Annotated in this window: 21 protein-coding genes; 10 read left to right on the top strand and 11 right to left on the bottom strand. The window is 70.9% G+C overall.

The genetic code is table 11. The annotated features are described in order from the left end of the window. Positions 1-72: 72 nt before the first annotated feature. The 11 genes from ELX43_RS02865 to ELX43_RS02815 all read right to left on the bottom strand — a co-directional run bounded on the left by ELX43_RS02865 (position 73) and on the right by ELX43_RS02815 (position 12,610). A complete protein-coding gene (locus tag ELX43_RS02865) occupies positions 73-879 on the bottom strand; it encodes an A24 family peptidase (protein WP_127784629.1) in 807 nt (268 codons plus the stop codon). Positions 880-891: 12 nt separating this feature from the next. Then, on the bottom strand, positions 892-2,505 hold the full coding sequence (locus ELX43_RS02860) for a ricin-type beta-trefoil lectin domain protein (protein ID WP_127782044.1): 1,614 nt from the start codon (positions 2,503-2,505) through the stop codon (positions 892-894). Then, positions 2,502-3,179 carry a type II secretion system protein gene (locus tag ELX43_RS02855; protein WP_127782043.1) on the bottom strand — a complete coding sequence of 226 codons (678 nt, stop codon included), beginning with the start codon at positions 3,177-3,179 and terminating at the stop codon, positions 2,502-2,504. Before ELX43_RS02855 ends, ELX43_RS02860 begins: the two co-directional genes overlap by 4 nt. Next, a complete protein-coding gene (locus ELX43_RS02850) occupies positions 3,173-5,212 on the bottom strand; it encodes an Ig domain-containing protein (RefSeq protein ID WP_127782042.1) in 2,040 nt (679 codons plus the stop codon). The genes ELX43_RS02855 and ELX43_RS02850 overlap by 7 nt, the downstream gene beginning before the upstream one ends. Before the next feature lie 15 nt (positions 5,213-5,227). Continuing rightward, a complete protein-coding gene (locus ELX43_RS02845) occupies positions 5,228-5,881 on the bottom strand; it encodes a hypothetical protein (RefSeq protein ID WP_127782041.1) in 654 nt (217 codons plus the stop codon). Beyond that, complete coding sequence (locus ELX43_RS02840; RefSeq protein WP_127782040.1) at positions 5,881-6,639, bottom strand: hypothetical protein; 759 nt, start codon at positions 6,637-6,639, stop codon at positions 5,881-5,883. The genes ELX43_RS02845 and ELX43_RS02840 overlap by 1 nt, the downstream gene beginning before the upstream one ends. After that, positions 6,636-7,715: a type IV pilus assembly protein PilM gene (pilM, locus tag ELX43_RS02835; protein WP_164860557.1), complete on the bottom strand. Its 1,080-nt coding sequence runs from the start codon at positions 7,713-7,715 to the stop codon at positions 6,636-6,638. The genes ELX43_RS02840 and pilM overlap by 4 nt, the downstream gene beginning before the upstream one ends. Positions 7,716-7,818: 103 nt before the next feature. After that, positions 7,819-8,256, bottom strand: a complete 438-nt coding sequence (locus ELX43_RS18145) for a prepilin-type N-terminal cleavage/methylation domain-containing protein (RefSeq protein ID WP_127782038.1) — start codon at positions 8,254-8,256, stop codon at positions 7,819-7,821. A gap of 180 nt (positions 8,257-8,436) precedes the next feature. Further along, positions 8,437-9,663: a type II secretion system F family protein gene (locus ELX43_RS02825; protein ID WP_127782037.1), complete on the bottom strand. Its 1,227-nt coding sequence runs from the start codon at positions 9,661-9,663 to the stop codon at positions 8,437-8,439. 4 nt (positions 9,664-9,667) lie between these two features. Further along, positions 9,668-10,795 (bottom strand): PilT/PilU family type 4a pilus ATPase, encoded by a 1,128-nt coding sequence (locus ELX43_RS02820; RefSeq protein WP_206518087.1) that lies wholly within the window; start codon positions 10,793-10,795, stop codon positions 9,668-9,670. Positions 10,796-10,939: 144 nt separating this feature from the next. Then, the gene (locus ELX43_RS02815; protein ID WP_127782036.1) at positions 10,940-12,610 is read right to left on the bottom strand and encodes an ATPase, T2SS/T4P/T4SS family; all 1,671 of its coding nucleotides are present in this window, start codon (positions 12,608-12,610) and stop codon (positions 10,940-10,942) included. A 309-nt stretch (positions 12,611-12,919) separates the two neighbouring features. Between ELX43_RS02815 and ELX43_RS02810 the strand changes: the two genes are divergently transcribed. The 10 genes from ELX43_RS02810 to ELX43_RS02760 all read left to right on the top strand — a co-directional run bounded on the left by ELX43_RS02810 (position 12,920) and on the right by ELX43_RS02760 (position 23,357). Then, a complete protein-coding gene (locus tag ELX43_RS02810) occupies positions 12,920-13,489 on the top strand; it encodes a pyruvoyl-dependent arginine decarboxylase (RefSeq protein ID WP_241249686.1) in 570 nt (189 codons plus the stop codon). Beyond that, positions 13,486-14,088, top strand: coding sequence for a hypothetical protein (locus tag ELX43_RS02805; RefSeq protein WP_206518086.1), 603 nt, complete (start codon positions 13,486-13,488; stop codon positions 14,086-14,088). Before ELX43_RS02810 ends, ELX43_RS02805 begins: the two co-directional genes overlap by 4 nt. Before the next feature lie 24 nt (positions 14,089-14,112). Continuing rightward, complete coding sequence (locus ELX43_RS02800; RefSeq protein WP_127782035.1) at positions 14,113-16,473, top strand: EAL domain-containing protein; 2,361 nt, start codon at positions 14,113-14,115, stop codon at positions 16,471-16,473. Positions 16,474-16,534: 61 nt separating this feature from the next. Further along, on the top strand, positions 16,535-17,548 hold the full coding sequence (locus ELX43_RS02795) for an NADP-dependent oxidoreductase (RefSeq protein WP_127782034.1): 1,014 nt from the start codon (positions 16,535-16,537) through the stop codon (positions 17,546-17,548). Between the two features lie 55 nt (positions 17,549-17,603). Beyond that, positions 17,604-18,497, top strand: a complete 894-nt coding sequence (locus ELX43_RS02790) for an ATP-binding cassette domain-containing protein (RefSeq protein WP_127782033.1) — start codon at positions 17,604-17,606, stop codon at positions 18,495-18,497. After that, complete coding sequence (locus ELX43_RS02785; protein WP_127782032.1) at positions 18,494-19,678, top strand: ABC transporter permease; 1,185 nt, start codon at positions 18,494-18,496, stop codon at positions 19,676-19,678. The genes ELX43_RS02790 and ELX43_RS02785 overlap by 4 nt, the downstream gene beginning before the upstream one ends. Before the next feature lie 91 nt (positions 19,679-19,769). Continuing rightward, positions 19,770-20,456, top strand: a complete 687-nt coding sequence (locus ELX43_RS17535) for a hypothetical protein (protein WP_164860556.1) — start codon at positions 19,770-19,772, stop codon at positions 20,454-20,456. Positions 20,457-20,539: 83 nt separating this feature from the next. Next, positions 20,540-21,277 carry a (Fe-S)-binding protein gene (locus ELX43_RS02770; RefSeq protein WP_127782029.1) on the top strand — a complete coding sequence of 246 codons (738 nt, stop codon included), beginning with the start codon at positions 20,540-20,542 and terminating at the stop codon, positions 21,275-21,277. Beyond that, positions 21,274-22,743, top strand: a complete 1,470-nt coding sequence (locus ELX43_RS02765; protein ID WP_127782028.1) for a lactate utilization protein B — start codon at positions 21,274-21,276, stop codon at positions 22,741-22,743. The genes ELX43_RS02770 and ELX43_RS02765 overlap by 4 nt, the downstream gene beginning before the upstream one ends. Next, the gene (locus tag ELX43_RS02760; RefSeq protein WP_127782027.1) at positions 22,740-23,357 is read left to right on the top strand and encodes an LUD domain-containing protein; all 618 of its coding nucleotides are present in this window, start codon (positions 22,740-22,742) and stop codon (positions 23,355-23,357) included. The genes ELX43_RS02765 and ELX43_RS02760 overlap by 4 nt, the downstream gene beginning before the upstream one ends. Positions 23,358-23,392 lie beyond the last annotated feature (35 nt).

The following is a 23,392-nucleotide window of genomic DNA, read 5'->3' as shown; positions in this document are numbered from 1 at the left end:
AGTTCTGGGTTCCCAATGTAGGGCACCGGGCCCGGCCGTGGCGGTCGACGCGAGCGGCCGCGCGGGAGCTGCTCAGGCCGGCGCGACGAGGCCCAGGTACCAGCGCACCACCTCGTCCGCGGCGAGCACGGCGAGCAGCGCACCGGTGATCATGTACGGGCCGAACGGGATCGCGGTCTTGCGGGAGCCACGGCGCGAGGCGATGATCACCGCCCCCACCACGGCGGCGAGCAGGAAGGCCGCGAAGCCACCCACCAGCAAGGTGCCGAACGACAGGTAGCCGAGCACGGCGCCCACCACTCCGGCGAGCTTGACGTCACCCAGCCCCATCCCGGCCGGGTGCACCAGGGCGAGCACCAGGTAGCAGCCGAACAGCGCAGCGCAGCCGATCACCGCCCGCAGCAGCGCGGCCCAGTCGCCCTGCCAGGCGGCGGCGACCACCAGCAGGCCCAGCACCACGGGGTAGGAGGGCAGCACGATGGCGTTGGGCAGCCGCCGCACCTCGAGGTCGATGGCGGCCAGCGCCACGCCCGCAGCGACGAAGTAGAGGTAGGCGGGCAGGGCGGGCAGCTGGTCCAGGGCGGCCAGCCGCCAGGCGACGGCCACGAACAGCGCCGCGGTGAGCAGCTCCACCAGCGGGTAGCGCGCGCTGATCGGGCCGCGACAGCCCGCGCACCGCCCCCGCAGGGCCAGCCAGCTCAGCACCGGCACGTTGTGCCGGGCCTTGATGGGCGCCGCGCAGTGCGGGCAGTGCGAGGCCGGGCGCACCAGCGAGTCACCGGCCGGCACGCGGTGCACCACCACGTTGAGGAAGGAGCCGACCGCCAGACCCAGCACGGCCACCACCACGAGCAGGAACGCGAGCACGCCGTCGATCATCACGCCCCCACGTCAGGGCGCCTGGAACGGCAGCTCGGCGGTGTTCTCCACCCGGGAGGCACGGACGTTGGGGTCGGAGTTCCACTTCTGCAGCGGCGAGCCGTCACACGCCGAGACGATCACCTTGTAGGACGGTGGGGAGCTGTCGTACCGGGCCGGGCCCTCGCCCAGGCACAGCCCGGGGTTCGCGCTGTCCCGGATGGTGAACTTGTCGCCGTAGGCCAGCTCGGTGCCGTCGGCGGCCTGGGTGGTGTAGTAGGTCCAGGTCTGACCGGGGTCGTTGGTGGCGCACCTGGCCACCGTCACCGCCTGCTTGTCGGCCCGCGGACTCTTCAGGCAGTAGGCGCTGCTGTTCGGCGGGGTGGTTCGCCACTGCACCTGGGTGGGCTTGGTCGCGTTGATCGTGGTGCTGGGGGTGAACTTCTGGTTCCACTCGTCCACCAGGTCCAGCTTCTGCTTGCACGGGTAGATGATCATGAACGACGACCCGTCCCCGGCGGCGTCCTTGTTGGGCACGTCCAGGCAGCGGCCGAAGTCACCGAAGTTCACCAGCTGCTTGCTCCCCAGGCCTGCCGCGCCGGCACCCACCGTGGGCTGGGCGGTGTAGGCCTGGGAGCCGTTGCCGCACCCGGTGGTGGTGAACGCCGCCTTCAGCGCCAACGTCGGCAGGGTCAGGCAGCTGCCGCTGGCGGAGAGGAAGCGACCCACGGCGTCGGAGCGCCACTCCTGCCCGGTCGTCGGGGTGGCGTCGCTCTTGGCGGCACACTTGCGCACGATGGTGGGCGAGCCCTGGTGCAGGCACAAGCCGTTCAGGTTGGTGTTGATCGCGGCGTCGTTCTTGGTCTGCACCAGCTGCAGGCTCAGGTCCACGTTGTAGTACCAGCTGCGCATCTTCACGGCGTCGGCGGAGTTGTCGTAGCAGTTCTTGGCCACCACCGCCGCGCCCTCCTGCAGCTTGTCCACGCCCATGCAGAACGGCTCGGTGCCGTCGGCCCGCCCGAACGAGATGGAACCACCCCCGGCGGCGGTGTAGGCGTTGGACGTCTGGAAGACGTAGGTCGCCTGCAGGGTGCGCCCCGGGGAGCTGCCTGCGCCACCGGGAGGGTTGATCCCGGTGGCGGTCAGCAGTGCGTAGGAGGGCACGTAGAGGTCGGGCGTGGTCCCGCTGGCCTTGAGGTACACCCCGTAGCCGGACACGCAGATCATCTTGTTCCTCGGGTCGGCCAGCCACGCGTCGTCGTGGCCGTAGGGGTCGGCCGCGTAGTAGGCGATGTCCACGCTGTAGGTCGCCTGCCCCCCGTCACCCACTGGACCGGCCAGTGGCCCGCAGGGCAGCTTTCTGGGGTCCCCGGCCCCGGTGGTCGCAGTGGGGCTGGTGTCCGCCGCCGAGCGGATGAGCCCGGTGGCCACCTCCAGCCCGCTCTGGGCGGCGTGCAGCGCCTGCACCCGGCTGGTGACGAGCCGGGTCGACTGGGTCTGGGTGATGACCATCGGCAGCAGCAGCGCGCCGAAGGAGATGCCGACCAGGATGACCAGCAGCGCCATCGGCATGGACCCGCGGTCGTCGGTGATCAGCCGCTGGCGCAGCGATCGGGCTCGGCGCACGGGTGGGTGGGGGTGGGTCATCGTCGGCCTGCTTCCGTGCAGATCCCGGACAGCGGGGTGGTGGGTGCGCTGTTCAGCGCGGTGAACGTGGTGTCGCTCACGGAGACTCTGTCGCCCAGGCTGTTCAGGCTGGACCGCAGCACGACCCGCAGCTGCTGGTAGGGCACGGCCGCGGTGGCGGCGACCCTGGTGAAGGGCTGCTGCGCGCCTGGCGCCACCGAGCCGTTGATGATGTCCGACGCGACCGGGGTGAACGTCGTCAGGCCGGTCTTGGCCCCGGGGCTGGTCACCGTCCAGGTGCGCTGCTGCAGCTGGCGCGGGGCGGCGCCGTTCGCGTCGCTCGGGCCGGTGACCCGCAGCTGCGTGCACCGCACGGCGGCGGTCTCCCGGTCCACCGACTGCAGCTCCACGTACCAGGAGCCGCCGGACTCACCCGGCTGGCTCAGCGCTGTGGCGTAGCGCACGGTGGAGTCGAGCCGGTTGAACGCGGTGCTCAGCTGGCCCGAGGTCTGCGCCAGGGACTCCGCGGTGGTGGTGGAGCTGAACATGCTGGTGATGGCGGCGGTGAACATCACCATGAACACGCCCATCACCGTCATGCCCACCATCAGCTCGATCAGGGTGGTGCCGGACTCGCGCGCGTCGTCCTTCTGGCGCAGCCGGCTGGACAGTCGGCGCCACACCCGGCTCACCACGTGATCACCCAGCGGAAGGCGGGGCTGGACACGGTGGCGCCGTCCTGGTCGGTCACCGTGACGACCAGCCCGGTGTAGGTCCGGACGATGGGCGGAATGGGCGCGTCGCCCACGATCCGGTCACCCACGATCGACAGTCCACCAGGCAGGCTCGAGCCCGTGCTGGTGTAGGTGTACGGGCCGCGGCCCCCCGTCGCGGCCAGCGGCAGGTTCACTTCCCGCCAGCGATCGTTCTGGTCTCCGACCACCAGGCGCAGGTCGGTGACGTTCCACTGGAACGGCGTGGTGGTGGCCCGGCCCCCGCCGGCGTCCACCACGGAGATCGAGATGCCGCGGTACACGCCGTTGGTGTTGGCCGTGGTCCCGGAGATCACGCCGGTCCTGGGGTTGAGGGTCAGCCCCGGCGGCAGCGCGCCGCTCAGCGTGTAGGTGCAGCTGGTGCACGTCCCCAGCTGCAGGTTGACCACCTGGTTGCGCTGGCTGGTCTGGTTTCCCGGCGACAGCAGCGACGGTGCGGGCGTGACGTTCCAGGAGAAGGTCACGGCGGACGTCTGGGTGGTCTCGGTGTCGGTGACGGTCACGGTGACGTTGCGCGGACCGGTGGTGTTGCTGGCGGCCACCACGCCGGCGATCTCGCCGTCCGGGCCCAGGGTGAGCCCGGCGGGCAGCCCGGTCTGGGTGAAGGCGTAGCTGCCGGAGCCGCCCTGCACGTCCAGCTGGATCGCGACGGTCAGCAGCCGGCTGGTGGTCTGGGTGCCGGGGTTGGTGACGGCCAGACCGGGGTTGACGGTCCAGGTGAAGCCGGACTGGGCGGTGGCTCCGGTGGCGGCGTTGGTGGCCCGCACCGTCACCGGGAAAGACCCCGCCGTCGTGGCCGTCCCGGTGATCGCTCCCGTGGCGGTGTTGATCGTCAGCTGCAGGGGCAGCCCGGACGCCGACCACACCGTGACGCCCGTGCCCCCGGTGGCGGTGGACGGCACGTTCACCAGCTGCCCGACGTTGCTGGAGCGGTCGCCCGTGGGTGCGGTGACCACCAGGGCCGGGTAGACCCGCCAGCGGAAGGTGGCCGTCGCCGTCTTGAGGAAGCCGTCGGTGACGGTGACGGTGACCAGCGCACCGGCGGGGTTTGGGGCAGTGGCCCGGCCGGTCACCACCCCGGTGACGGCGTTGAGCGTGAGTCCCGGCGGCAGGCCGGTGGCCACGTAGGTGAAGGTGGGCACCCCACCGGTGACGGCGCAGCCAGGGCTGCCCTCGGCCGGCAGGATCGAACGGGTGACCTCGTCGTTCACCGTGGAGGCCTGGTCCTGGCAGCCGGTGAGGGTGGGCGCGGGCGGGGGCGTGGCGTTGAAGTTGAAGGTGAGGTCGCCGCTGCCGTTGAGCAGCATCGCGGTGAGGTAGGTGCACCTGGACGCGGTGCAGCTCTTGTCCGCCCAGGTGACGGCCACCACGACGCGCACCTGCTGGGTGTAGTGCCTGGTGGGGGTGTACCCACTCGTGTTGCTGGCGGCACAGTCGGTCGAGGCCGCCGTGTCCACGGCGGGTCGCAGGCACCAGCCCACGAAGTAGCTGACCTGGTAACCGACGTTGTTGAGGGTGGACGACTGCGGGGTGGTGGGCAGTGCCTTCGGCGCGACCGAGGTGGTGTCGGTGGCGGGGGCCATGGAGGTGAGCCACGACTTGACCGGTTCGCTGGTCGCCAGCGGCGTGCGCCACTGGTTGGTCACGTCGGCGGGGCTGTGGCCGGCCACCGCGCCGGCGGCTCCCAGCCCGCGCACCAGCTCCATCGCGGTGTCGGACAGCTGGATGGCGCCCTGCCGGGCGCGCTGCTGGCTGGCGGAGGACATGGTGGAGATGAAGAACGACGTCAGCGCCGTCATCACCACGGTGATCACCGCGATGGCCATCACCGACTCGAGCAGGACGAAGCCGTCGTCGGGTCGCGCTGCGCCAGTGCTGCTGGGACCGCGACGGCTGGGCCGGCGCGCGATCAGGGTGAGCAGCGACCGCCGCGGCGGCGAGCTGGCAGGACGCATGTCGCGGTGCTCAGGTCAGCCGCCGAGCTTCTGCAGCTCGGCCTGATCGGTGGGGGTCTGCGGGGCCACGAAGACCTGGAGCTTGACGGTCATCCGCGTGGCGGAGTCCACCGAGGTGCCGGTGGTGGTGGCGCCCTCACCGGGCCCGAAGCCCACCGAGTCGATCAGTGCCGCGCGGGGGCCGCCCTCGATCGCGGCCACGAAGGCGCGGTGGTTGGGCAGGGCCCCGTCGGCGACCAGCGTCACCGGGACGGAGAACAGGTTGCCCGCAGCCGTGACGGGGGCGTTGCTGGTGGCCGGCGCAGCGCCAGCGCCGGCCAGCGTGGGGGCCCCAGCCACGATGCTGAACACCACCACTCCGGCGCTGCGGGCCTGGTCCTCCACCTGGCGGGTGAAGTCGGGCATGCCACTGGTGATGGGCAGCGCCGCGCGAGCGTCCTGCAGCTCCTTGTTCAGGCCGTCCATGTCCTTGCTGGCCGCCTCGAGCTTGCGCACCTTGTTCTGCAGCACCATGTTCTGGGTCTCCGCCGACTGCGCCTGCTGGTCCAGATCCGAGGCGCTGGAGAGCTGGGGGCCGACGAGCACCACCCACCCGAGGGCGAGCACGACCACGGCGAGCAGGGCACCGCCACCGATCCAGACCCGACGGTCCTGGCGCAAGGAGGTCATCAGTTGCCGCCCTTCGTGCTGGGGTCGTACTTCTTGGTCAGCAGCACGTCGGTGAGGGTCAGCTGGAGGCTGAACTGCGTGCCGGGGGCGGCCGCCTTGTTCGACAGCGGGTACGGCTCCACCACCCCGGGCACGGTGCGCAGCGCGTCGACGTAGGTGGCCAGGTCGGCCAGCGTCCGGCCGGTGCCACCGATGGTGACGGTGCCGATGTGCTTCTGCCCGGAGGCGTCCAGGCTGGCGGTGTCCGAGGCCTGCGCTCCCCCGGTGGCCGCAGACTTGCCGGTGTCCACCGTGATCTCCAGCTGGTTGATCGCCATGGAGTCCGGCAGCTTGGCGCGCAACTGCTCCAGCAGGGCAGCGTGCGAGACGTCGTCAGCCAGCAGGACCGGCAGCTGCTGCTCCACCTGGGCGACGTCGGCCTGGATGCGGACCACGTCGGCGTAGTTGTTCTGCTTGACCAGCAGCTGGGACGTCTGGGCCTGCACGTCGGCGAGGTTCTCCGAGGCCTGGTGCTTCTGGAACATGCCGAACACGAGGCCGAGCACGCACACCCCGAGCACTCCCGCCATGGCCACGCTGACCCGGCGGCGGATGACGTGGACCCGGCGCTGGGCGAGGACCTCCGGCGGCATGAGGTCGGCGACGATGCCCCAGCCCGGCAGGGCCGTCCAGATCGGACCGGTCAGCTCCTGTGGCTGGGGCTGGGGCTGGGGCCGCTCCGGCATCCCGTGCCTGCCGCCCCCGGAGTGCTTGCTCATGCTGCTGCCCCCATCGCCAGGCCCACCGAGACCGCGCTGGCGGAGACGCCGCTGCCCATCTGACGCATGAAGGTGCTCCAGCGCGTCTCGATGTGGTGGGCCGGCGCGATCACCTCCACCGGCATGGCGTGCTGCGCGGCGATCAGGTCAGCGAGGCCGGGCAACCAGGCTCCGCCACCGGTCAGCGAGATGCGCTCCAGGTCGACGTCGGAGTTGGTGGCCGCGAAGAAGTGCAGCGAGCTGCGGATCTCGGCCAGCAGGGGACGCACACCCTCGGTGAGGATGGTGGCGATCTCCGTGCCGCTGGTGAGTCCTTCGGAGTACTTGGCGCGCTCGGCGTCGTCGAAGCTGAGGTCGGCGCGGTCAGCGAGGCGCTCGGTGAGCTCCTGGCCGCCGCGGGCCACGGTGCGCACCACCTTGGGCATGCCGTGGCTGTGCACCACGATGCTGGTGAGGTGTGCCCCGATGTCGATGACCGCCTCGGCGGTCATCCGCTCCTGCGCCAGGAAGCGCAGCGTGGCGATGGACGACAGGTCCACCGTGGCCACGCGCAGCCCGGCGCGCTCCACGGCGCTGACCGCGGCCACCACGGGCAGCCGGGGCGCGGCGATCAGCAGGCCGTGCAGCATGTCTGGGGCGCCGTCCACCAGCCCGAAGGGCGTGTAGTCGAGGATCACCTCGTCCAGGGGCAGGGCCACCAGCTCACGGGCCTGGAAGGGCAGGGCGAGGCGGACCTGCTCGCGGGGAAGGTTGGGCATCTGCAGGTCACGGACGACGACCTGCGGGTTGGTGGTGCCGACGATGACGTTGGCCCCGGTGAAGCCGTTCTCCTGGGCCAGGTGCTTGACCGCGTTGGTCACCACCGCCTGGTCGCGCACCGCTCCGTCGACCACGGCTGCCAGTGGCAGGCTGATGTGGCCGAGCGCCTGGATCTGCACCGAGGGCAGTCCCGGCCCGCGCACCGCGTTGAGCACGGCGGCCCGCACGCCGGTGGCGCCGATGTCGAGCCCGATGATGCGACCGTCACCGTTGACCGCGGGGACCGCAGTCTCACCGGGTCGCCGGCGTGTCTTCATCATGTCTCCCCGAAAGGGCATCGAGCTCGGACTCTGCTGGGTGGGTGGATCGTTCGAGCAGCGATCCGGTGGGGCCACTCGCGTGGCCCCACCGGAAGGGTTGCTAAACCTTGTCGGCTTCGGCCGTCTTGCCGTCGTTGCTCGTGTAGGTGTACTGCTTGTCGCCGGTCGAGGACGGCTTGCCCAGGAGCGTGTAGGTGGAGCTGGCGCCGACCGTCAGGAGAAGCGACCCTCCGTTGGAAACCACCAGGGTCTGCTCAGCGGTGCCACACTTGATCACTGTGTTCTCAGTGATGGCAGCGGCGGGTGCAGTCGGCATTACGCCACCCGAAGCACGGCAGGCCTCGACTGCGGTGATGGCGTTGCGGACGTCAGACTGGGCCGCCTTGTTCGCGGCACCCTTCTGGTAGTTGAGGTACAGCGGGATGGCGATGGCGATCAGGATGCCGAGAATCACCACGACCACGAGCAGCTCGATCAGGGTGAAGCCCTTGTCGTTCTTGGCGCGCTCCTCGCGGAGCTTTTGGAGCTGGTTGAGCATGGGAGCCTCCGGGCTCTGGTAGGGACTCGGCGAGGGGGTGCCGGTTAACCGGTAGATCGACCGCCGAGGGGGGAACCTGAGTTGCAGCAGCGCAGCGCCCGGGATAGGGCACGCAGCGTAATTGCACTCTCACATAGAGTACGCAGATGCACTGCCGCGTAGGAACATTGCGGAGTCTGGTTAGGACTGGATGTTCTGGTAGATGCTGAACATCGGCAGGTACAGGCAGACCACCATCGATCCGATCACCACGCCCATGAGCACCACCAGCAGCGGCTCCATGGCCGCGGTCAGCGAGTCGGTGGCCGCCTCCACCTCGTGGTCGTAGAAGTCGGCGACCTTGTCCAGCATCTCGGTGATCTGGCCGGTCTCCTCCCCCACCTCCATCATCTGCACGACCATGGTGGGAAAGAGCGGGTGCCTGCTCAGCGGCCCGGACATCTGGTTGCCCGCGCGCACCTCGTCCATCACTTCCTTCATGGCCTGGGTGATCACCGCGTTGCCGGAGGTGCCGCCCACCACCTCCAGGGCCTGCAGCATGGGCACACCCACGTGCAGCAGCGTGCCCAGCGTGCGCGCCCAGCGGCTGATGGCCAGCTTGGCGGAGAGCTTGCCCATCACCGGCAGCCGCAGCTTGATCCGGTCGACCCTGAGCCGGAACGCCGGGTTCTTGCGGTAGGCGTCGCGGAAGTACTTCAACCCCACGACCGCTGCGACGATGGCCAGGGGGGCCACCCACCAGAGGTTGTTGGAGAGGATCACCATCACCTTGGTGGGCAGTGGCAGCTCACCGCCGAGGTCGGCGAACATCCGCTCGAAGATCGGGACAATGAAGATGATGACGCCCATGCCCAGGATCAGCGAGAACATCAGCACGATGACTGGGTAGGTCATCGCCCCCTTGATCTTGGCTCGCAGGTTGGCGTCGGCCTCGTACATCGAGGCGATCCGGTCGAGCGCCCCGTCCAGGAAGCCGCCGGCCTCGCCCGCGCGCACCATGTTCACCATCAGCAGCGGGAACTGGTCCGGGTGCCTGCCCATCGCGGTGGACAGCGTGACGCCACCCTGCACCTCGCTGCGCACCCGGCTGATCGCCGCCTGCAGCTTCGGCTTGCTGGTCTGCTCGTCCAGGATGGACAGTGCCCGCAGCAGCGGAAGACCCGCCGACATCATGGACGCGAACTGGCGCGACATGATCGCCAGGTCCTTGAGCGTGGTCCGCCCGCCGAGGCCCGGGATCTTGATCTCCCGCTGCAGGCCCTGGCCCGCCGTGGTCACGCTCAGCGGCACCAGCTTCTGGCTCAGCAGCGCCTGCGCGGCAGCCTCGGTGGACTCCGACTCCAGGCTGCCCTTGATGGCGGCGCCCGTGGAGTCCAGCGCCTCGTAGGCAAAGGTCTTGGTGGCCACGGTGCTACACGCGCTTCGTCAGTCGGGTGAACTCGCTGGGGTCGTGGGCCAGGCTCAGCGCGGTGTTGCGGCTGATCTGGTTCTCGTTGTAGCGCATGGCCAGGTGCTGGTCGAAGCTGATCATCCCCACGTCGCCGGAGGACTGCAGGAACGACGGGATCTGGTGCACCTTGTCCTCGCGGATGAGGTTGCGGATGGCCGGCGTCGCCAGCATCACCTCGCACACCACGGTGCGGCCCTCGCCGTCCTTGCGCGGCACCAGCGCCTGGGTCACCACCCCCTGCAGGCAGTTCGCCAGCTGCACCCGGATCTGCTGCTGCTGGTGCGAGGGATAGATGTCGACGAGCCGGTCGATGGTCTGCGCCGCCGACTGGGTGTGCAGCGTGGCGAGCACCAGGTGCCCGGTCTCCGCGGCGGTCACCGCCACCGAGGTGGTCTCCAGGTCGCGCAGCTCACCCACCAGGATGATGTCGGGGTCCTGGCGCAGCGCGTGCTTGAGCGCAGAGCTGAAGTCCTCGGTGTCCGAGCCCACCTCGCGCTGGTTGACCACGCACTTCTTGTGCGAGTGCACGTACTCGATCGGGTCCTCGATGGTCATGATGTGCCCGGAGCGGGTCCGGTTGATCAGGTCCAGCAGGCTCGCCAGGGTGGTGGACTTGCCCGAGCCGGTGGGTCCGGTGACCAGCACCAGCCCGCGGGGCAGTCCCCCGAGGTCCTCCACCGCGAAGGGCAGGCCCAGGTCGGTGAGGTTCTTGATCTCGTGCGGGATGGCGCGGAAGGCCGCTCCCACCGAGCCGCGCTGGCGGTAGACGTTGACGCGGAAACGGCTGACCCCGCGCACGGAGTACGAGGTGTCCAGCTCCTGGGCGTTGGCGAACTTGTCCCACTGGACGGGGGTGAGGAAGGAGCGCACCAGCAGCTCGGTGTCCACCGGCGTCAGCCTGTCGTAGTCCGGGACGGGGGCGAGCGCGCCGTTGAGCCGCATGCACGGGGCGATGCCGGCGGTGAGGTGCAGGTCCGACCCGCCCATTGCGACCAGCTCGGTCAGCAGCCGGTCGAGCTCGGCGCGCACCGGCGCGGTGTCGACGGCTTCGTCAGCCGGTGCTAGTGACGTCAACGTCATGCCCTTCATGCAGTCCCGGTAAAACCTTGCGGGGAGCCATCTTTGGCATGCCTCACGGTCGCAGGGACGATATCCCCGTTCGCCCGCTATCGATAGCCCCTAGTGTTCTATCGACCACGCAGAGTGATTTGCGAGCGAGTTCACGAAATCTCCCTACACCGTGACGCGGAGCACCTCCTCCACCGTGGTGGTGCCCTCCGCGGCCTTGCGCAGCCCGTCATCGCGCAGGGTCAACATGCCCTCCGCCCGCGCCGCCTTGGCGATGTCACCCGCCGGCGCACGGGCCACGGTGAGCCGCTCGATCTCCTCGCTCACCGGCATCACCTCGGTGATGGCCAGCCGGCCCCGGTAGCCGGTGTCCCCGCACTGGCGGCAGCCCGCGGCCCGCCAGAGCTGCTCTGGGAAGTCCAGCTCCTGCAGCGGCCAGCGTGCGGTTCGCAGCGTCTCCTCCTCCGGGATGTAGCCCTCCTTGCACCACTCGCACAGCCGCCGGGTGAGGCGCTGGGCGAGCACCGCGTCCAGGGAGGAGCCGACCAGGAAGGGCTCGATGCCCATCTCCACCAGTCGCGTCATGGCGCTGGGGGCGTCGTTGGTGTGCAGCGTGGAGAGCACCAGGTGCCCGGTGAGTGCCGCCTCGATGCCCAGCTGCGCCGTCACCCGGTCGCGGATCTCACCGACCAGCACCACGTCAGGGTCCGAGCGCAGGATCGCCGGCAGGATGGCCGCGAAGGTCAGTCCCGCCTTGGCGTTGACCTGCACCTGGTTCACCCCGGGCATCCGGTACTCCACCGGGTCCTCCACGGTGATCACGTTGACCTCGGGCCGGGCGATCTCGTGCAGCGTCGCGTAGAGGGTGGTGGACTTTCCCGACCCGGTGGGCCCGGTCACCAGCACCATGCCGTGCGGCTTGCGGAAGCTAGCCGAGAAGCGCCCGTAGTTGTACTCGGTGAACCCGAGCTTGTGCAGGTCCAGGTCCACGCCCCCGGTGTCCAGGATGCGCAGCACCACCTTCTCCCCCCACACGGTGGGCAGCGTGGCGGTGCGCAGGTCCACCCCGCGCCCGCCCACGTCCATGGTGATGCGGCCGTTCTGCGGCACCCGGCGCTCGGTGATGTCCAGCCCGGACATGATCTTGAAGCGGGAGATGAGCGCCGACTGGATGCCCTGGGGCACCACGTCCACCGCGTGCAGCACGCCGTCGATGCGCAGCCGGATCTTGAGGTCGAACTCGCTGGGCTCGAGGTGGATGTCGGAGGCACGTGAGTTGATCGCCCGCTCCAGCAGGGCGTACACGTAGCGCACCACGGGCGAGTCGTCGCTGAGCCCGTCGAGGTGGTCGTGGCTGGGCCCCTCCGCGGCGGTGATCGCGGCGGCGGCCTCGTCCAGGTCGGCACTGTCGCGGGCGTAGCGACCCAGCAGGCGGTTCAGCTCGTCGGTGGTGGCCACCACCGGGACCACGGTGAGCCCGGTCGCCGCGCGCACGTCGTCCAGCGCCAGCACGTTGCTCGGGTCGGCCACCGCCACCGTGATCGTCTTGTCGGTCACCGAGATCGGCACCACGTGGTGCCGGCGCGCCAGGGCCAGCGGGATCTTCGACATCGCCGACATCTCGACCGGGTAGGAGCCCAGCTCCACCGCCTCGACCCCGTAGGCGTCCGCCACCGCGGAGACCAGCTCGAAGTCGGTGACCACCTGGTCCTCGACGAGGACGCTGCGCAGCGGTCGACCGGTCTTCTCCGCCCGGTCCACCGCAGCCTGCAGCGCGTTCTTGTTGAGCCCGCGGTCGGTCAGCGCGCTGACGATCGAACGGAGTGCCGGATCCATGGAGCCCCCAGAGAGCGAGCGGGAACGGGCGCAGCGACCTGCTCGCGCGCCGGGTGTCCACACCGTACATCGACGCTCTGTAACGAGAGTTAAGCAATTAGTAACAACAACGGGGAAGCGGCTCGACGAGGGCATTTCGGACAGAAACCTTGCTCGACGCGAAATGGCAAGTCGTCAAAAGGATTTCCGCGGAAATTCGGCGAACAAGCGATATGGTCACCTGGCCAACAAGGGGTGATGGCGACTACTGCGCCTCCTCCCTCGGATGGCGCTCTGTTGTGCTGACCCACTTTCTCTGGAGGACCCCCCATGACCAGGTCCATGGACCGCACCGGTCACCACCGCTACGCCGACGACGTCGAGACCAGCCCGGCCCAGCCCAACCGCCGCGACACCGCGATGGCCATCCAGATCGCCACCGGAGTCGGGACCGCGTCCACGCCGCTGGCCGCCTTCGACGCCGCGCTGTGCGAGATGGGAGTGGGCGACTACAACCTCATCCGGCTGTCCTCGGTGATCCCCTCCGGCGCGAGCGTGCGCCACGTCGACCAGGTGGACCAGCGGGCCCGGCACGGCGACGGCCTGTACTGCGTGTACGCCGAGGAGCACGCCACCGTCCCCGGCGCCAGCGCCGCGGCCGGCATCGGCTGGGTGGTGAAGTCCGACGGCTCGGGCTCCGGGCTGTTCGTCGAGCACGAGGGCAGCAGCGAGCGCGAGGTGGCCACCCAGATCCGGGCCAGCCTCAAGGACATGACCGCCTACCGCGGCGGCGGCTACGACGCCCCGCAGATGTGCATCGAGACGGCGGTGTGCGTGGACAAGCCGGTCTGCGTGATGGTGATGGCCGCCTACACCGGCATGTGGTGGGACATCCGATGATCCGCAAGGGGATCACGCCGTTTCGCCGCCAGCTGATCGACCGGCCGGCGGCGTCGGTCACGGTGGAGTCCACTGTGGACGCGGAGAACACCGAGATGTTCTGGGAGCTCTACCTGGCCGCCTTCGGCCCGATGCGCACCCGCGCGGCGGCCCGCAACGTGCTGCACCGCGAGGAGTTCATCGAGGAGATGGCCGACCCGCGGGTGGACAAGTACGTGGCGTGGGACGCCGAGGGCAAGGCCGTCGGGCTCACCACGCTCACCAACGACCTCAGCTCGGTGCCGTGGATCAGCCCGGAGTACTTCGCCGCCCAGTTCCCCGAGCACACCGCCCGCGGGGCGGTCTACTACCTCGGGTTCACCCTGGTGCACCGAGATGCCCGGCGCGGCACCACTTTTACGGACATGATGAGTCACGTACTGTCACGGCTCGTAGCAGACCGTGCGGTCGTCGGGTGTGACATCTGCGCCTACAACAACACGGCGCTGAGCTTCGACAAGAACCTCATAAAGATGTTGACCTCCTCTGCCGATGTGACAGTGGAAGTGCTGGACACCCAGACCTACTACTCGGCCGAGTTCCACGGCTCAGCGAAGTAGGCCGGAAGCGAGCGGAGCGCGGACGTGAGCACGGCGGCAGAGTCCCTGGCCCATCCGGTCCAGGTGCAGACGCGTGACGCGTGGTCGTTCTTCGGCTTCGCCGTGGCCACCTGCGTGATCTACCTGTTGTTCCCCGGCGACGCCGTCGCGGCCGTCTGCTTCGGCTCGGCCGCGGCGGGGTCGGCCATCGCCATCGGCATCGGGGTGCGCCGGCACAAGCCGCGCAAGCGTGCTGCCTGGAAGTGCGTGCTGCTGGCCAGCCTGCTGTTCATGATCGGCGGGGGCCTGCGCACCGCCGAGCGCAGCACCAACGCGGTGCCCGAGCTGCTCGCCGCCGCCTTCACCATCGGCGGCTACGTGGCGGTGGCCGCGGCCCTCACCATCTTCCTGCGGGCCCGCAACGTGCACGCCAGCAGCGACACCGTGCTGGACACGGTGCTCGTGGGGCTGGGCGCCACCCTCGCCTCGTGGGTGCTGCTCATCGCCCCGGTCACCGACCACGGCAGCATCATCAACGTGACCACCGCGGTGGTGGCGCTCTACCCCATCCTCGACTCGGTGCTGCTGGCCCTGCTGGTGCACCTCACCTTCACCACCGCTCCCGGCGACCGCACCTTCGGGCTGCTGGGCACCTCGCTGCTCGCCATCTTCGTCGGCGACCTCGGCTACGCGGTCACCACGGCCGGCTTCCTCCACCTGCCCGACGCGGTGCTGGACGCCCCGTTCCTCATCGCCTTCGGCGCACTCGGGGCCGGCGCCCTGCACCCGTCGATGAAGCGGATCTCGCTGCCCCAGCCCGGCTTCGCCTACCGCGGCCGACGCCGGGTGCCCGGCCTGGTGGTGGCCCTGGTGCTGGCCTCGGTGGCCCTGGCGGCCGTGCCCGCCCACCACACCCTCGACCAGGTGGTTCGGGCCGTGCTCTTCGGCACGCTGCTGCTGGGCGTGCTGGCGCGCAGCGAGCGGGCGGTGCGCCGGCACGCCACCAGCGAGCAGGCCGCACGGCACAAGTCCACCCACGACGACCTCACCGGCCTGCCCAACCGGGTGCTGCTGCACTCGCGGGTCACCCGACAGCTGGAGGCCAACACCGGCATCGGCCGGCTGAGCCTGCTGTTCATGGACCTCGACGGCTTCAAGTTCGTCAACGACAGCTACGGCCACAGCGTCGGCGACGAGCTGCTGGTGGCCGCGGCCGAGCGGCTGCTCAAGGTGGTGCGCCCCGAGGATGTGGTGGCGCGCTACGGCGGCGACGAGTTCGTGGTGACCGCGCCGCTGGAGCGGGCCGGTGCGGAGGGGCTGGCCGACCGGATCCTGGCCGTGCTCAGCGAGCCGTTCGTGCTCAGCGTGGGCCGGGTCTACGTCTCGGCCAGCATCGGCATCGCCCGCGCCTCCCCCTCGGCGGCCTCCGCCGACATCGAGGGGCTCATCCGCGAGGCCGACGCCGCGATGTACCACGCCAAGGCCAGGGGCCGCGGTGGATACGCCTTCTTCGACGACAGCCTGCGCGCCCGCGCCCGGATGCAGATCGAAACCTCCACCGCTCTGCGTGACGCTCTGGGCCGCAAGGAGTTCGAGGTGTTCTACCAGCCCATCGTCAGCCTCACCGACCGCAGCGTGGTGGGCTACGAGGCACTGCTGCGCTGGTACCACGACGGCGAGCTGCGCCGGCCCGACCACTTCATCCCCATCGCCGAGGCCTCCAACATCATCGTGTCCATCGGCGCCTGGGTGCTGCGCACCGCGTGCGAGCAGCTGGCCACCTGGCGGGAGCAGGGCCACACCACCCTGCACATGGCCGTGAACGTCTCCGCTCGCCAGCTGCGCGACTACGACCTGGTGCACACGGTGGAGTCCGCGCTGTCGGACACCGGGCTGCCCGGCACCGCGCTGTGGCTGGAGCTCACCGAGACCGCACTGGTGGACGACACCGACACCGCGCTGCGCACCCTGCAGGCGCTGCAGGACCTGGGCGTCGTGCTCTGCGTGGACGACTTCGGCACCGGCTACTCCGCGCTGGGCTACCTGCAGCGCTTCCCCATCTCGGTGGTCAAGATCGACGGGGCGTTCGTCCGCGCGCTCAACGAGCAGCTGCCCGAGTCCAGCATCGTCGGCGCCATCGAGAAGATGTCCCGCGCACTGGGCATGAACACCGTCGCCGAGGGCGTGGAGACGACCTTGCAGGAGGCCCAGCTGCGCTCGCTGGGCTGCGAGATGGCACAGGGCTGGCTCTTCGGCTACCCGCTGCCCGCCCGGGAGATCATCCGCCCGCAGGCCCTGCCCGTCTCCCAGCTGGCCGACCTGCCCGAGAAGGACCTGGTGGACGCAGAGCTGGACGGCCGAGAGCTGGACGGCCGAAAGCTGGACGTCACCGCCGCCGACCGCTGACCCGCCCTCCCTGCGGCGCCCCGCCGTGCGGGCGTCCCGGCGACGGCCGACAATAGTTCGCATGGCTAACCCAGTTGTGTCCCGAGAGATCCGCCTCGCGTCCCGCCCCACCGGGTGGCCGACGGCGGAGAACTTCACCCTGGCCGAGGTCGAGCTGCCCGAGCTGGCGCCCGACCAGGTCCTGGTCCGCAACACCCTGATGAGCGTGGACCCCTACATGCGCGGCCGGATGGACGACCGCCCCTCCTACGTGCCGCCCTTCCAGCTCGGCCAGCCCCTCGACGGCGGCGCGATCGGTGAGGTGGTGGCCAGCACCGCCGACGCCGTCCCGGTCGGCACCACCGTGCTGCACAGCTTCGGCTGGCGCGAGCAGGTGGTGCTGCCGGCCAAGCGGGTGCAGCCGGTGGACACCGACGCCGCCCCCGCCAGCAGCTACCTCGGCGCCCTGGGCATGCCCGGCCTGACTGCCTACGTCGGCCTCACCCGCATCGCCGCGATGCAGGAGGGCGACGTGGTGTTCGTCTCCGGCGCGGCCGGTGCGGTCGGCTCGCTGGTGGGCCAGATCGCCAAGCGCCGCGGCGCCGCCCGGGTGATCGGCTCGGCGGGCACCGCCGAGAAGGTCCGCCACCTCACCGAGGACCTCGGCTACGACGCCGCCTTCTGCTACAAGGACGGCCCCGTCCTGGACCAGCTGCGCCAGGCCGCGCCCGAGGGCATCGACGTCTACTTCGACAACGTCGGCGGAGAGCACCTCGACGCCGCCATCGAGTCGCTGAACACCTTCGGCCGGGTCGCCGTGTGCGGGCTGATCTCCCAGTACAACGACCCGAACCCGGAGCCGGCGGTGCGCACCCCCTGGCACCTGGTGGCCAAGCGGCTCAGCATCCGGGGCTTCATCGTCAGCGACCACAACGACCTGCGCGAGGCGTTCCTGGACGAGGTGGCCCCCTGGGTCCGGGACGGCTCGCTGGTCTCCGCGGAGACCGTCGTCGACGGCGGCGTGCAGGCGGCTCCGCAGGCGTTCCTCGACCTGATGCGCGGGGCCAACACGGGCAAGATGCTGGTCCGCTTCTAGCCCGAGCGCCTATAGTTTGTCTGGTTCGTACCCTGCCGTCCCCCCGGGAGAGCTCATGAGCCAGCTGCAGATCGAGGGCTTGCACAAGCGCTTCGGCACCACGGTTGCGCTGCAGGACATGACCTTCGACGTCCGGCCCGGGGAGCTGTTCGGCTTCGTGGGCAGCAACGGGGCCGGCAAGACCACCACCATGCGCATCGCGTTGGGGGTGCTCTCGGCCGACGCCGGGCAGGTGCGCCTGGGCGGGCGCCCCATCGACCTGGCCCTGCGTCGGCGCATCGGGTACATGCCCGAGGAGCGCGGGCTCTACCCCAAGATGAAGGTGGGCGCGCAGCTGTCCTACCTGGCCCAGCTGCACGGGCTGTCCGCCGCCGACGCCGCCGACGCGGTCACCCGGTGGACGACCCGGCTGGGCATCGACGGGCGCCTGCAGGACACGGTCGACTCCCTCAGCCTGGGCAACCAGCAGCGGGTGCAGCTGGCGGCGGCGCTGGTGCACGACCCCGAGCTGCTGGTGCTGGACGAGCCGTTCTCCGGCCTGGACCCGGTGGCGGTGGACGTGATGAGCACGGTGCTGGCCGAGAAGGCGGAGCAGGGCGTGCCGGTGGTGTTCTCCAGCCACCAGCTGGAGCTGGTGGAGCGGCTGTGCGACCGGGTGGGCATCGTGGCGCGTGGCCGGATGCAGGCCTGCGGCACCGTGGACGAGCTGCGCGCCGGTGGCAGCACGCAGCTGGTGGTGCACGCCCCCCAGGCGCCACCCGGCTGGGCCGACGCACTGCCCGGGGTGAGCGCGGCCGACCAGCACGACGACCGGACCGTCCTCACCCTGGACGCCGGCGCCGACGACCAGGCCGTGCTCGCCGCGGCCCTGCGCACCGGACCGGTGCACGAGTTCTCCCGCCGCCAGCAACCTTTGGCCGAGCTGTTCCGAGAGGCGGTCGCCGCATGAGCTCCACCTTGCGCACCGTGGGCCTGGTGGCCCGCCGCGAGTACACCAGCCGGGCCAGCTCCAAGGCGTTCCTGATCAGCAACGCCGTCATGCTGGTGCTGCTGGTCGTCGGCATCGTGGTGGCCTCGCTGGTGGGCGGAAGCTCCGACGCCACCAAGGTGGGCCTGGTCGGCACGGCGGAGCAGCTGGCCGCCCCGCTGCAGCAGGCCGGCACCAGCCTGGGTGAGGACCTGGAGACCTCGGTGCTGCCGGACGCCGAGCAGGCCCGCGCCCAGGTGCGCGACGGCGACCTGGAGGCGGTGGTGCTGCCCAGCGACAGCGGTGGCTACGTGGCGGTGGTGGACAAGGAGCTCTCCCCCGAGCTGCAGGCGGCCATCAGCGCCACCGTCCGCCAGCAGGCGGTGGACACCGTGCTGCGGGCCAACGACGTGGACCCGGCCGTGCTCGCCCAGGCGGTCCAGCAGGCCGGGCCCACGGTGGAGGCCCTGAACCCGCCCGACCCGGCCAGCGCCCAACGCACCGCCCTCGCCTACCTGGCGGTGCTGTCCATGTTCTTCCTGCTGCTGATGTTCGGCCTGTACGTGGCGATGGGCGTGGTGGAGGAGAAGTCCAGCCGCGTGGTGGAGGTGCTGCTGGCCACGATCAAGCCGCTGCACCTGCTGTGGGGCAAGGTCATCGGCATCGGCGCGATCGGGCTCACCCAGCTGGTGGGCATCGGGGCGGTCGCCCTGGTCGCCGGGGTGGCCACCGACCTGGTCACCGTCACCGGCACGGCGGTCGCGGTCTTCGCCTCGGTGCTGGTCTGGTTCATCCTGGGCTACACCCTCTTCGCGGTGCTCTACGCCGCGGCCGGCTCGCTGGTGTCGCGGCAGGAGGACGTCAACTCCGTCGTCACCCCCATCACCTCCGTCATCATCGCGATGTACGTGCTGGCGCAGGTCACCCTGGGCGAGCCGGACGGCACCCTGGCTGCGGTGATGTCCTGGATCCCACCGTTCTCGGCCATGCTGATGCCGATGCGCATCGCCGCGGGGGTCAGCAGCCCCGGACAGGTCATCGGCTCCGCCCTGCTGATGCTCGCCGTCACCGTGGCGCTGTCGCTGCTCGCCGCCCGCATCTACGAGCGGTCGGTGCTGCGCAGCGGCAGCCGGGTCAGCCTGCGCGAGGCGCTGCGCTCCTGACCTGCTGCGACACGGGCGGAGAACCGGTGCACCTGCCACGCTGACGTGCAACAATCCAACAAATCCGTTGTGCGCCAACAAGAGAGCAGCCATGAACTCCAAAGCCACCCGCGTCCGGTTCGCCACCCTCGTCGCCACTGGTTGTGTCGCGGCCCTCACGCTCACCGCGTGCGGCGGCGACTCCTCCGAGTCCGAGGCCGCCCCCGCCGCCACGACCACCACGAGCGCAGCGCCCAGCTCGAGCGCCGCCACCAGCTCTGCGTCGGCCTCGCCCACCAGCACCACCGCGGCCGCCAGCAGCTCGGCCGCTCCCGCGGCCGGTGGCGCGGCCGGCAAGTCGGTCCCGGTGAACAAGACCATCGACGACCCCGAGATGGGCGACAAGGTGGTCATCGAGGAGTACGTCCGCGGCTTCCCCGTGCCCGCCTCGCTGCCGGCCATCAAGGACCGCGAGATCATCCTGGTGAAGGTCTCCGCCACCGCGGGCGACAAGTACTACGCGGGCTGGCAGACCGGTTCGCTGCGGCTGCTCACCGCCAACGGCCAGGAGAACGCCGCCGGCTCGTCCACCGCGGTGGTCGAGGCGATGACAGCGGCGGGCTACCCGCTGATGAAGGACGTCAAGACCGGCAAGGCCGGTGCCGGTTGGCTGCCCTTCGTCGTCGTGCAGAAGGACAGCCCCAGCCTCACCCTGCAGGTGAAGCGGTCCGCGGCCACCACCTCGGGCGGCGGCACCATCGCGGCGCAGACCTGGGACGTCCCGCTGCCCACCGCCTGACCCGCGCCCCCGCCTGACCCGCACCCGCCACCAGCGGGTTCGCGCGCCAGGCCAGGTGGCGGGCACCGTCGTACGCTCGATCCGTGCGCATCGCGTTGTTCGCCACCTGCCTGGCCGACGCCCTCTTTCCCGAGGCAGCCAAGGCCACGGTGCTGCTGCTCGAGCGGCTGGGCCACCAGGTGGTCTTCCCGCCGGAGCAGACCTGCTGCGGCCAGATGCACGCCAACACCGGCTACCTCACCGAGGCGCTGCCGCTGGTGCGCCACCACGCGCAGGTGTTCGCCGACTGCGACGTGGTGGTCGCCCCGTCCGGATCCTGCGTCAGCTCGGTGCGCCACCAGCACGCCATGATCGCGCGCCGCACCGGTGACGACGCCCTCGCCGAGCGCGCCACCGCCGTGGCCGCCCGCACCTACGAGCTCTCCGAGCTGCTGGTGGACGTCCTCGGGGTGACCGACGTGGGCGCGCACTACCCGCACCGCGTCACCTACCACCCCACCTGCCACTCGCTGCGGCTGCTGCGGGTGGGCGACAAGCCGCTGCAGCTGCTGCGCGCGGTCGGCGGCATCGACCTGGTGGAGCTGCCCCAGGCCGACGTCTGCTGCGGCTTCGGCGGCACGTTCGCGCTGAAGAACGCCGCCACCTCCACCGCGATGCTCGCCGACAAGATGGCCACCGTGCTCAGCACCGGCGCCGAGGTCTGCACCGCCGGCGACTCCTCCTGCCTGATGCACATCGGCGGCGGGTTGAGCCGCCTCCAGGCCGGCGTGCGCACGGTCCACCTGGCCGAGATCCTGGCGTCCACGGAGACGGGCCGATGAGCACGTTCCTGGGCACCCCGACCGCCCCTCCACCGGCCGGGGCGGGCCACCTGCGGGGCACGGAGAGCTTCCCCGACGCAGCGCGCCACGCCCTGCAGGACACCCAGCTGCGGCGCAACCTGGGCGCGGCGACCGCCACCATCCGGGCCAAGCGCGCGGGCGTGGTGGCCGAGGTGGACGACTGGGAGCAGCTGCGCCTGGCCGGCAGCGCGCTGAAGGCCGACGTGCTGGCCCGGCTGCCCGAGCTGCTCGAGGAGCTGGAGCAGCAGGTGAGCGCCCACGGCGGGGTGGTGCACTGGGCCCGCGACGCCGCGGAGGCCAACCGCATCGTGGTGGACCTGGTGCGGGCCACCGGCAGCGACGAGGTGGTCAAGGTCAAGTCCATGGCCACCCAGGAGATCGCCTTGAACGAGGCGCTGGAAGAGGCAGGCATCTCCCCGTGGGAGACCGACCTGGCCGAGCTGATCGTGCAGCTGGGCGACGACCGGCCCAGCCACATCCTGGTGCCGGCCATCCACCGCAACCGGGCGGAGGTCCGGGAGATCTTCCTGCGCGCGATGCCGGACGTGGACCCGGACATCACCGACGACCCCCACCAGCTCGCCATGGCGGCCCGGGCGCACCTGCGCCGCCGGTTCCTCTCCGCCCGGGTGGCCGTCAGCGGGGCCAACTTCGCCGTGGCCGACACGGGCACCCTGTCGGTGGTGGAGTCGGAGGGCAACGGCCGGATGTGCCTGACGCTGCCGCAGACGCTGATCACGGTGCTGGGCATCGAGAAGCTGGTGCCCACCTGGCAGGACCTGGAGGTGTTCCTGCAGCTGCTGCCCCGCTCCTCCACCGGCGAGCGGATGAACCCGTACACCTCGATGTGGACCGGGGTGCACCCCGGCGACGGACCGCAGGAGTTCCACCTGGTGCTGCTGGACAACGGGCGCACCCGGGTGCTGGCGGACGAGGTGGGCCGCAGCGCGCTGCACTGCATCCGCTGCTCGGCCTGCCTCAACGTCTGCCCGGTGTACGAGCGGACCGGTGGGCACGCCTACGGCTCGGTGTACCCGGGCCCGATCGGCGCGGTGCTCAGCCCTCAGCTGACCGGCACCACCGGCCACGACGACCCGAACGCGTCGCTACCCTACGCCTCGTCGCTGTGCGGGGCCTGCTTCGACGCCTGCCCGGTGCGCATCAACATCCCCGAGCTGCTGGTGCACCTGCGGGCCGAGCAGGTGGACGCCGAGCGGGGCGGGCTGCCCAGCGGCCAGGACGTGGCCATGCGCGCGGCGGGCTGGGCGATGGGGGCGCCGGGGCGCTTTGCCGCCGCGGAGAAGGCGCTGGGCCTGGGCCGGGTGCTCGGCGGGCGCTCGCACACCATCAGCTCGCTGCCCTGGCCCGGCTCGCTGTGGACCGGCGCCCGCGACCTGCCCGCGCCGCCCGAGCAGACCTTCCGGCAGTGGTGGGCGCAGCGGTGACCCCCCGCGAGGAGGTGCTGGCCCGCATTCGCACCGCCCTGGCCGACCGGCCGGTGCCGCCGCCGGTGCCCCGCGACTACCACCACCGCGGCGACCAGCCGCCCGGCAGCCCAGAGGCGGTGGCGCTGCTGGCTGCGCGGGTGGACGACTACCGCGCCCAGGTGCACCGGGTGGACCTGGCCGAGCAGGTGCCCGCCACGCTGGCGAGGCTGCTGGCCGGGCACCGCGCGGTGGTGGTGCCGCCGGACCTTCCCGCGGAGTGGGCGCAGGTGTGCCCGGGCGTGGTGCGCGACACCGGGCTGTCCCCGCAGCAACTCGACGAGGTGGACGCCGTGGTCACCGGGTGCGCGGTGGCCATCGCCGTCACCGGCACGCTGGTGCTGGACGCCGGAGCGGCGCAGGGACGGCGCGCGCTCACCCTGGTGCCCGACCACCACGTGTGCGTGGTGCGGGCCGAGCAGGTGGTGGCGAGCGTGCCGGAGGCGCTGGCGCGGCTGGACCCCACCCGTCCGCTCACCTTCATCAGCGGGCCCAGCGCCACCAGTGACATCGAGCTGCAGCGGGTGGAGGGCGTGCACGGCCCGCGCACCCTGGACGTGGTGATCGTCGGCTGAGCCCGCTTGGTGGTACTTGCAGTACCACCGCGGGC

It is taken from the genome of Rhodococcus sp. X156, from assembly GCF_004006015.1.
GTDB lineage: Bacteria > Actinomycetota > Actinomycetes > Mycobacteriales > Mycobacteriaceae > X156.
This window is presented reverse-complemented; position numbering and strand designations above follow the sequence as displayed.

Excerpts from the sequence above, each read along its gene's own strand:
- ELX43_RS02865 (WP_127784629.1), bottom strand. The coding sequence starts at position 879 with ATGATCGACGGCGTGCTCGCGTTCCTGCTCGTGGTGGTGGCCGTGCTG.
- ELX43_RS02860 (WP_127782044.1), bottom strand. The coding sequence starts at position 2,505 with ATGACCCACCCCCACCCACCCGTGCGCCGAGCCCGATCGCTGCGCCAG.
- ELX43_RS02850 (WP_127782042.1), bottom strand. The coding sequence starts at position 5,212 with ATGCGTCCTGCCAGCTCGCCGCCGCGGCGGTCGCTGCTCACCCTGATC.
- ELX43_RS02845 (WP_127782041.1), bottom strand. The coding sequence starts at position 5,881 with ATGACCTCCTTGCGCCAGGACCGTCGGGTCTGGATCGGTGGCGGTGCC.
- ELX43_RS02840 (WP_127782040.1), bottom strand. The coding sequence starts at position 6,639 with ATGAGCAAGCACTCCGGGGGCGGCAGGCACGGGATGCCGGAGCGGCCC.
- pilM (WP_164860557.1), bottom strand. The coding sequence starts at position 7,715 with ATGAAGACACGCCGGCGACCCGGTGAGACTGCGGTCCCCGCGGTCAAC.
- ELX43_RS18145 (WP_127782038.1), bottom strand. The coding sequence starts at position 8,256 with ATGCTCAACCAGCTCCAAAAGCTCCGCGAGGAGCGCGCCAAGAACGAC.
- ELX43_RS02820 (WP_206518087.1), bottom strand. The coding sequence starts at position 10,795 with ATGAAGGGCATGACGTTGACGTCACTAGCACCGGCTGACGAAGCCGTC.
- ELX43_RS02815 (WP_127782036.1), bottom strand. The coding sequence starts at position 12,610 with ATGGATCCGGCACTCCGTTCGATCGTCAGCGCGCTGACCGACCGCGGG.
- ELX43_RS02810 (WP_241249686.1), top strand. The coding sequence starts at position 12,920 with ATGACCAGGTCCATGGACCGCACCGGTCACCACCGCTACGCCGACGAC.
- ELX43_RS02805 (WP_206518086.1), top strand. The coding sequence starts at position 13,486 with ATGATCCGCAAGGGGATCACGCCGTTTCGCCGCCAGCTGATCGACCGG.
- ELX43_RS02795 (WP_127782034.1), top strand. The coding sequence starts at position 16,535 with ATGGCTAACCCAGTTGTGTCCCGAGAGATCCGCCTCGCGTCCCGCCCC.
- ELX43_RS02790 (WP_127782033.1), top strand. The coding sequence starts at position 17,604 with ATGAGCCAGCTGCAGATCGAGGGCTTGCACAAGCGCTTCGGCACCACG.
- ELX43_RS02785 (WP_127782032.1), top strand. The coding sequence starts at position 18,494 with ATGAGCTCCACCTTGCGCACCGTGGGCCTGGTGGCCCGCCGCGAGTAC.
- ELX43_RS17535 (WP_164860556.1), top strand. The coding sequence starts at position 19,770 with ATGAACTCCAAAGCCACCCGCGTCCGGTTCGCCACCCTCGTCGCCACT.
- ELX43_RS02765 (WP_127782028.1), top strand. The coding sequence starts at position 21,274 with ATGAGCACGTTCCTGGGCACCCCGACCGCCCCTCCACCGGCCGGGGCG.